The sequence below is a fragment of the Marinobacter daqiaonensis genome (assembly GCF_900115285.1).
Taxonomy (GTDB): Bacteria; Pseudomonadota; Gammaproteobacteria; order Pseudomonadales; family Oleiphilaceae; genus Marinobacter; species Marinobacter daqiaonensis.
Window position 1 is genome coordinate 1,761,572 of the sequence record NZ_FOYW01000001.1, and the last position, 9,395, is coordinate 1,770,966.

Below are 9,395 nucleotides of genomic sequence, written 5' to 3' on the forward strand. Positions count from 1 at the left end.
ATGCCTCTTATCGCACCCCTTTGCCCAGTAACACCACTTCAACGGTCTGGATCATGATCAGCAGATCCATAACGATGCTGTGGTTCTTGGAATAGTAAAGGTCATACTCGAGTTTGCCCCGGGCGTCCTCAATCGAGGCCCCGTAGGGATAGTTCAGCTGTGCCCAGCCCATCAGGCCAGGCTTCACATAGTGCCGGGTGTTGTAGAACGGCACCTGTTCCTTGAGCTGATCAACGAATTCCGGGCGCTCCGGACGAGGCCCGACAATGCTCATTTCACCCTTGATGACATTCCACAGCTGGGGCGTTTCATCCAGCCGGGTGTTGCGGATAAAGGCGCCGACCCGGGTGACACGGCTGTCGTTCTCCGATGCCCACTGGGCCTTTCCGTCCTTTTCCGCGTCCTGACGCATGCTGCGGAATTTGTAGATACGGAACACCTTGCCGCGGACGCCCACCCGGTTCTGGCTGTAAAAGATGGGCCAACCGGACTCCAGCACCACGGCCAGGGCCGTCAGCACCATGAACGGAGCAAGAACGATCGCCAGTGTCAGGCTGATCAGTAAATCAACCACGCGCTTGGTGAAGTCCCGTGAGCGGGAAGCCTTGAAGCCATCCGAAAACAGAATCCACGACGGGTGTACCAGCTCAAGCCGGGCCTTTTTGAGTTCGCGTTCATAGAAGGCCACCGCGTCAGTGACATCAATACCCCGGAGCTTGCAGTCCATGAACGAGTCAACGGGCAGGCGGCCGCCCTGGCTGGTACGCCGTTCCCGCTGGGCAATGACGATCTCGGAAATGCGGTTCTGGCGGCAGAACTGGTAGAAGTCCTCAGGTGCCGGCAGATGGTGGCGACTGTCCACTTTGGGATTGGCGGAGTCAGGAACGCAGCCGATGATGCGAATGCCCGATGCCCTGAGGTTGTTCTCGTAATCCGTCATCAGGGATTCAGCGAACTCCCCTCCCCCGTAGATCACCACCCGCCTTGCAAGCTGGTCGGAATCCACCACTCTCAGGAACAGCTGTCGAACCACAGTGACCAGGGCGATTGCCAGCAGGACGGCCCAGAACAGCTTGTCACTGCCGGGACTGGTGGTGGGCAGCACCATGTAGAGAATGGTCAGGGCGATACCACCCACGAAGCAGAACGCCACCAGGGTGCGGAAAAACATGGAGGCAAAACCCTCGCGGACCATGGCGAAATACACACCCATGGCGAGGGTTCCGCAGCTCATCACAAAAGCGAACAGCAGGGCGGAGGCGGGGTCCGCGTGGAGGCCGGCCTGGCTGCCGCCAAGCTGATCCAGAACGAAACCAAGAAGGTAAAAAGTACTGAACAATACCGCGAATTCCAGCGCACCGAGAACCAGGTACGGCAGATGCAGGTAGTGTTTTCTAATGCGTATGTAGGACACGCGGAACATCCTTGTCGTCTCTATAAAACTCGTCCGGGCCCGGCTGGACTCTTCGTCTGTCAGCACGCGCCGCCGTCAACCGAATCTTTCAGACGACTCCTGTGAGCTTTATTCCTGAATGCATTCTGCGCCTGAGTGATGACAATCTCAAGGTGCTGTGTAGCATTTTGTAACTGAATTTTACAGACATTTACAATGTGACGCGATAATCATCTTGCTTTATGTGCAAAGGCAATGACAACAGCGTAGGCTAGGTTTAGTATTTGAGCGACCGGGAATCTGGACAGATTCCAGACCGAGTATTCAGGGAGACGGAGAACGGAGCCTCCTATGACGGAAACCAAGCAGTCCCAGCCGGCGCCTTACGGCAAAACCCTCCATGCGCTCAGCATCGACGTGGAAGATTATTTCCATGTCGCTGCCCTGGCGGGGGTCATATCACCGGACGACTGGGACAGCCTGCCCTCCCGTGTGGAACGCAATACCGAGCGACTGCTGGAACTGTTCGAGCGCAAGCAGGTGAAAGCCACGTTTTTCGTATTGGGTTGGGTGGCCGAGCGCCACCCGGAACTGATCCGGAAGCTCGCTGACCATGGCCACGAGATCGCTTCCCATGGTTACAGCCATCAGCTGATCTATCACCAGACGCCCGCGGTATTCGCCGAAGAAACCCGGCGGTCGAAGATGATTCTCGAGGACATCATCCAGAAGCCGGTCACCGGCTACCGGGCCGCGAGCTACTCCATCACCCGGGAGTCACTCTGGGCCCTGGATATCCTTGCGGAGCTGGGTTTCACCTGGGACTCCAGCATTTTTCCGATACGCCACGACCGCTATGGCATCCCGGACTCGCCGAAAGCGCCCTACACCATCCAGACCAGCAATGGCACCTCGTTACGGGAGTTTCCCCTGACCACGGCGAAGCTGTTTCGGCTGACCATACCGGCGGCCGGCGGAGGCTACTTCCGTCAGTTTCCATACCCGGTGTTCCGGCGCCTGTTCCGGATGGCGAGCGCCAATGATACTCGGCCCCAGATGTTCTACCTGCATCCCTGGGAGATCGACCCCGATCAACCCCGCTACAACGATGCCAGCTGGCTTTCCCGGTTCCGGCATTACACCAATCTGGACAAGTGTTACGGCCGCCTGGAGCGATTGCTCCAGGATTTCCGTTTTGGCACGGTCAGTCAGAGCTACCAGGAATACCAGCCCGACCGGATCAAGCTGCACCAGAATGAAATGATCCGCCTCGCCTGATAAAAACGGACGATGACCATGTATCTTGAGCATTTCAGTTTACGCCGCCATCCCTTCCGGATGACTCCGGAGGACGATTTTGTATACATGAGCCAGCAGCATTCCCGGGCCTTCGTATACATGAACTCTGCCATATGGAGCCCGGAAGGTTTCGTGGTGATCAGCGGCGAGATTGGCTCCGGCAAGACCACCCTCCTCAAGAAAACCATTCGCAGCCTGGATGGCAACCTCAAACTCCTCCACGTGTCCTATACCAACCTCAAGTCGGAGGATTTCTTCCGCCTGCTGGTCCACCAGGCCGGCATCAAGGTTGAGACCGACAGCAAGGTCACCATGCTGTTCGCCATCATGGACTACCTGCAGATGATGGCGGACCGCGGCACACCGGTGGTACTGGCGGTGGACGAGGCCCAGAACCTGAGCAAGGAAAACCTGGAGGACATCCGGATGCTCGCCGGCCTCGAGGGTCTTGGCGGACCCGCGATGCGAGTCATCCTGCTGGGCCAGCCGGAGCTGAAGGAGCATATCCAGAAAATCCAGCAGCTGGCGCAGCGGGTGAAGCTGTTCTTCCACCTGGAAGGCCTGTCCCTGAAGGAAACCGGGGAGTACATCGACTACCGGCTACTGGTGGCCGGCCACAAGGGTGCACCCCTGTTCGATGAGGCCATGGTGAAGGATATTTTCACCATGAGCCATGGCATCCCCCGCGTTATCAACAAGCTTTGCGACGGCCTCATGATGTGCGCCTTTGCCGAAGAAAGGCACGTTCTGAACCGGCGGGACCTGGAGGAAATACGCAAGGATCTTCTGGGGGACTACCAGGAGGGGGGAGCTCCCAACAAGCCCACCATTCCCACCAGCACCAGCTCTTCAGATTTCGAGGTCAGCACTCCGCCGACGAGCTCATTTGAGGGCGGAGAGCTGTCCAGCACCCTGTCCCGAATCGCAGATGCGCTGGAGGGAATCGACCGCAAGATCGGAATGCTGCTCCACGACAAGACCGGCACCCCACCGCCCCAGGATTCCGGCAACGTCAAACCCCTGTCCCCGGGCCGGCACCGGAATAACTGACCCAAAACTACTGTAGGAGCTGGCCTGCCAGCGAGGAGGGTGCCCGTGAGTTGCGAGGCATGGTCTTCGCCAGCAGGCTGGCTCCTACAGGAGCGAGGCGTTGTTCTGTAGGAGCTGGCCTGCCAGCGAGGAGGGTGTCCGGGAGTTGCGGGGCCTGGTCTTCGCCAGCAGGCTGGCTCCTACAGGGGATGCGGTGGTGTTCTGTAGGAGCTGGCCTGCCAGCGAGGAGGGTGCCCGCGAGTTGTGGGGTCTGGTCTTCGCCAGCAGGCTGGCTCCTACAGGAGGGGGGGGGGGTGGTGTTCTGTAGGAGCTGGCCTGCCAGCGAGGAGGGTGTCCGTGAGTTGCGGGGGTCTGGTCTTCGCCAGCAGGCTGGCTCCTACAGAAGGGAGATGTGGTGTTCTGTAGGAGCTGGCCTGCCAGCGAGGAGGTTGCCCGCGAGTTGTGGGGCATGGTCTTCGCCAGCAGGCTGGCTCCTACAGGGGGTGCGGCGGAGCCGGTTTGGCTTCAGATGTGCTCCACTTCCTCGATTTCGTACTCCACGGTGCCGGAAGGCACGCGGATGGCGACGATGTCCCCTTCGCTCTTGCCCACCAGGGCACGGGCGATGGGGGAGGAGACGGAGATCTTGCCTGCCTTGATGTCGGATTCGTCCTCACCAACGATCTTGTAGGTCACCTGCTCATCGGTTTCCATGTTCATCAGATGAACGGTGGTGCCGAAGATGACCTTGCCGGTATTCTCGATGGTGGTCACATCGATCACCTGAGAGGCGGACAGCTTGCTTTCGATTTCCTGGATACGACCTTCGATGAAGCCCTGCTGCTCACGGGCTGCGTGATACTCGGCGTTTTCCTTCAGGTCACCGTGCTCGCGGGCATCCGCGATGGCCTCGATAACCTTCGGTCGCTCGACGGACTTGAGCTGCTGAAGCTCTTCCCGAAGGCGTGCTTCACCCTCAACGGTCATGGGTACTCGAGTCGTCATAACTTAATTCCCTGAATGCAGGTCCTGCAGACGGCGCACCGTCCGCTCGGGTCCGAATTTAATGGCGCGACAGAAGGCCTCGCCTCCCGCCAGCGTAGTTGTGTAGGTCACCTTGTGCTGCAGTGCTGACTGCCGGATCTGGGCGGAATCGGCGATGGCCTTGCGGCCCTCGGTGGTGTTGATGATCAGCTGAACCTTGCCGTTCTTTATGGCATCGACAATATGAGGCCGGCCCTCGCCCACCTTGTTCACCCGCTCCACCTCGATACCCGCTTCGGCAATCATCCGGCCGGTGCCTGTCGTGGCCAGCAGACGGAAACCGGCTTCCACCAGGTCCCTCGCCAGCCTGACCACACTGGCCTTGTCCACCTCGCGCACGGAGATGAAGGCGGTGCCCTTCATCGGCAGACGCTCGCCGGCCGCCAGGGCGGCCTTGGCAAAGGCCTCGTCGAAACTGTCACCGATACCCATTACTTCGCCGGTGGACTTCATTTCCGGCCCGAGAATCGGATCCACGGACGGGAACTTGTTGAAGGGGAACACCGATTCCTTCACGGAGAAATAGGTCGGTATGATTTCCGTGGTGAAACCCTGCTCCTTCAGGCTGCGTCCCGCCATGCAGCGGGCCGCTATCTTGGCCAGGGAAACGCCCACGGCCTTGGAGACAAAGGGCACTGTCCGGGAGGCACGGGGATTCACCTCGATGACATAGATCTCATCATCCTGCCAGGCCAGCTGGACATTCATCAGGCCCACCACATCCAGTTCCAGGGCCATTTTCTTGACCGCTTCCCGCATCTCGTCCTGCACCGCCTTTGGCAACGTGTAGGGCGGCAGCGAACAGGCGGAGTCGCCGGAATGCACGCCGGCCTGCTCGATGTGCTGCATGATGCCGCCGATGACCACATCGGTGCCGTCACAGATGGCGTCGATGTCCACCTCGATGGCGGCGTTGAGGAAGTGATCCAGCAGCACCGGACTGTCGTTGGAGACCAGCACCGCATCGCGCATATAGCGAACCAGCTCCTGTTCGTTATAGACGATTTCCATGGCACGTCCACCCAGCACGTAGGAGGGCCGGACCACCAGGGGGTAACCGATTTCACGGGCGGCCAGGACGCCCTCCTGATGACTGCGCACGGTGGCGTTCTCGGGCTGCTTCAGGCCGAGCCTGGTGATCATCTGCTGGAACCGCTCGCGGTCCTCGGCCCGGTCAATGGCATCCGGGCTGGTGCCAATAATGGGCACACCGGCGGCTTCCAGACCACGGGACAGCTTCAGCGGGGTCTGGCCACCATACTGGACAATCACGCCCTTGGGCTTCTCCTTGTAGACGATCTCCAGCACATCTTCCAGGGTAATGGGCTCGAAGTAGAGCCGGTCACTGGTGTCGTAATCGGTGGAAACCGTCTCCGGGTTACAGTTGATCATGATGGTTTCGTAACCGTCTTCGCGCATGGCCAGGGCGGCATGGACACAACAGTAATCGAACTCGATACCCTGACCGATCCGGTTGGGACCGCCACCAATAACGACGATCTTTTCCCGGTCGCTGGGCTCCGCCTCACACTCTTCCTCGTAGGTGGAATACATGTAGGCGGTGGATGAGGCAAATTCGGCGGCGCAGGTGTCCACACGCTTGTACACCGGGCGCACGTCGAAATCATGGCGCAACTTCCGCAGGGACACCTCGGAAATACCCAGCAGTTTCGCCAGCCGGCCGTCAGAAAAGCCCTTGCGCTTGAGCCGGAACAGGGTATCCCGGTCAATGTCGGACTTGCCCGCGGTCTTGAGGGCCGCTTCCTCGCGGATGAGGTCTTCGATCTGGACCAGGTACCAGGGGTCGACCTTGGTGTGGCGATAAACCTCTTCCACACTCATGCCGGCACGGAACGCTTCGCCGATGTACCAGATGCGCTCGGCACCGGGCACATTGAGTTCCTTGATCAGGGTCTCGCGGCCACTGGTGCTGTCCAGGTCGACCTTTTCCTCGAAACCCTCGGAGCCTACTTCCAGTCCGCGCAGGGCTTTCTGGAGGGATTCCTGGAAGGTGCGGCCGATGGCCATCACCTCACCCACGGATTTCATCTGGGTGGTCAGGCGGGCGTCTGCCTGGGGGAACTTCTCGAAGGTGAAGCGCGGAATCTTGGTGACCACATAATCGATGCTGGGCTCGAAGGACGCCGGCGTGGCACCGCCGGTGATGTCGTTATGCAGCTCATCAAGGGTGTAACCCACGGCCAGCTTGGCGGCCACCTTGGCAATGGGGAAACCGGTGGCCTTGGAGGCCAGGGCGGACGAACGGGAGACCCTCGGGTTCATCTCGATAACCACCATGCGCCCGTTTTCCGGGTTCATGCCGAACTGGACGTTGGAGCCGCCGGTTTCCACACCGATTTCACGCAGGACCGCCAGGGAGGCGTTCCGCATGATCTGGTATTCCTTGTCGGTCAGGGTCTGGGCCGGAGCCACTGTAATGGAGTCACCGGTGTGTACCCCCATGGCATCGAAGTTCTCGATGGCGCAGACGATGATGCAGTTGTCGTTCTTGTCGCGGACAACTTCCATCTCGTACTCTTTCCAGCCAATCAGGGATTCGTCGATCAGCAGCTCGTTGGTGGGTGAGAGATCCAGCCCCCGGGTACAGATTTCCTCGAACTCGTCCCTGTTGTAGGCAATACCGCCGCCTGAGCCACCCATGGTGAAAGAGGGGCGAATTATGCAGGGGAAGCCGATGTCATCGGCCACTTTCCAGGCTTCTTCCATGGAATGGGCGATGGTGGCGCGGGGGCATTCGAGGCCGATGGATTTCATGGCCTTGTCGAACCGGTCGCGGTCCTCCGCCTTGTCGATGGTGTCGGCATTGGCGCCGATCATCTCGACACCGTGCTTTTCAAGAATGCCGTGCTTCTCCAGATCCAGGGCGCAGTTAAGTGCGGTCTGCCCCCCCATGGTGGGCAGCAGGGCGTCCGGCTGTTCTTTTTCGATGATCTTCTCGACCGTGCGCCAGGTGATCGGCTCAATGTAGGTGGCATCCGCCATGGCCGGGTCGGTCATGATGGTGGCGGGGTTGGAGTTCACCAGGATGACCCGGTAGCCCTCTTCCCGCAGGGCCTTGCAGGCCTGGGCGCCGGAATAGTCGAATTCACACGCCTGGCCAATCACGATGGGGCCTGCGCCCAGGATCAGGATGCTCTTGATGTCGGTCCGCTTTGGCATTTCTCAGTCAACCTGTCAGCAAAATTCAGAGTCGTGGCGCCTTTTGTTTCGGGGCAACGCCATAAAGTGGCAACCGCTCAGGCGGTGCGGGCTTCCATCAGCCGGATAAACTTGTCAAACAAGGGGGCCACGTCATGGGGCCCCGGGCTGGCTTCCGGATGACCCTGGAAGCTGAACGCCGGCCGGTCGGTACGCTGGATGCCCTGGAGACTGCCGTCGAAGAGGGACTTGTGGGTCGCCTCCAGATTTTCCGGCAGGCTACCCTCGTCCACCGCAAAACCGTGGTTCTGGCTGGTAATCATCACCGTGCCGTCTTTCACGTTCTGAACCGGGTGGTTGGCGCCATGGTGGCCGTGACCCATCTTGGTGGTTCTGGCGCCACTGGCCAGGGCCAGCAGCTGATGCCCCAGGCAGATGCCGAAGACCGGAGTGTCGGTCTCCAGAACTTCGGCGATCGCCTTGATGGCGTAGTCGCAGGGCTCAGGGTCGCCGGGGCCGTTGGCCAGGAAGACGCCGTCCGGGTTCATGGCCAGAACTTCCGACGCCGGTGTCTGGGCGGGCACGATGGTCAGCTCGCAGCCACGACTGGCCAGCATCCGCAGGATGTTCTTCTTCACGCCGTAGTCCCACGCAACCACTTTGAAGCGGTTTTCGGTGCGCTTGACGTAGCCCTGCTCGAGCGTCCACTCCGCCTCGTCCCAGGTCCAGGTTTCCTTGCAGGAGACTTCTTTTGCCAGGTCCATGCCCTTGAGGCCCGGGAAGGCCCGGGCCAGCTCCAGTGCGTGCTCGGCGGTGACGCCTTCCCCCGCCACAATGGCACCGCTCTGGGAGCCCTTGTCCCGCAGGATCCGCGTCAGGCGGCGGGTATCGATGCCGGCGATGCCGATCTTGTTGTTCTCCTCAAGATAGGCAGACAGGGTCTTCTGGCTGCGCCAGCTGCTGGCCAGCAGGGGCAGGTCCCGGATGATCAGGCCGGCGGCCTGAATGTGGTCCGATTCCACATCTTCGTCGTTGATACCGGTATTACCAATATGAGGATAGGTCAGGGTGACAATCTGACGCGCATAGGACGGATCCGTCAGGATTTCCTGGTAGCCGGTCATGGCGGTGTTGAAGACCACCTCTCCACTGGTTTCGCCGGCGGCGCCAATGGCGACTCCGTGAAACAGGCTTCCGTCTGCGAGTGCAAGGATGGCTGGTGTACTCAAGGCTTGTATCCTCATCGGGTTCGTTTGGGCGAACGGGAACGCAAGCGCAAATTCAGGTCGCAAAAAAGCGAGAGGGGGTGTTGCCCCGTCCCGCTTTTTGTATCCGCCATCGGGATTTTTAAATGCCCCGGGCGGGCTTTGTCATCAGGCTACGCTTGGTGCAGTTAAATCGCCGCATTGTAAGAAATCTGGCGGCCTGTGTCCATGCGAAATCCACCTTTCAACTGTGGGGCGAGGAGCTG

General features: G+C 60.0%; 6 protein-coding genes. 2 read left to right on the top strand and 4 right to left on the bottom strand.

Features of this window, described 5'->3' with window-relative positions; all coding sequences use genetic code 11:
- Window positions 1–7: 7 nt before the first annotated feature.
- Window positions 8–1,423: a TIGR03013 family XrtA/PEP-CTERM system glycosyltransferase gene (locus tag BM346_RS08065; protein WP_092010622.1), complete on the bottom strand. Its 1,416-nt coding sequence runs from the start codon at window positions 1,421–1,423 to the stop codon at window positions 8–10.
- A 321-nt stretch (window positions 1,424–1,744) separates the two neighbouring features.
- Here BM346_RS08065 and BM346_RS08070 point away from each other — a divergent pair, with 321 nt between their 5' ends.
- A complete protein-coding gene (locus BM346_RS08070; protein ID WP_092010625.1) occupies window positions 1,745–2,671 on the top strand; it encodes an XrtA system polysaccharide deacetylase in 927 nt (308 codons plus the stop codon).
- Window positions 2,672–2,758: 87 nt separating this feature from the next.
- Window positions 2,759–3,742: an ExeA family protein gene (locus tag BM346_RS08075; RefSeq protein ID WP_227662859.1), complete on the top strand. Its 984-nt coding sequence runs from the start codon at window positions 2,759–2,761 to the stop codon at window positions 3,740–3,742.
- 504 nt (window positions 3,743–4,246) lie between these two features.
- Here BM346_RS08075 and greA read toward each other — a convergent pair.
- From greA to carA, 3 genes are all read right to left on the bottom strand, one after another.
- Entirely contained in the window at window positions 4,247–4,726 is a 480-nt protein-coding gene (gene greA / locus BM346_RS08085; RefSeq protein ID WP_227662858.1) for a transcription elongation factor GreA, read from the bottom strand.
- Between the two features lie 3 nt (window positions 4,727–4,729).
- Window positions 4,730–7,945: a carbamoyl-phosphate synthase large subunit gene (gene carB / locus BM346_RS08090; protein ID WP_092010636.1), complete on the bottom strand. Its 3,216-nt coding sequence runs from the start codon at window positions 7,943–7,945 to the stop codon at window positions 4,730–4,732.
- 77 nt (window positions 7,946–8,022) lie between these two features.
- Window positions 8,023–9,153, bottom strand: coding sequence for a glutamine-hydrolyzing carbamoyl-phosphate synthase small subunit (carA, locus tag BM346_RS08095; RefSeq protein ID WP_174805143.1), 1,131 nt, complete (start codon window positions 9,151–9,153; stop codon window positions 8,023–8,025).
- Window positions 9,154–9,395 lie beyond the last annotated feature (242 nt).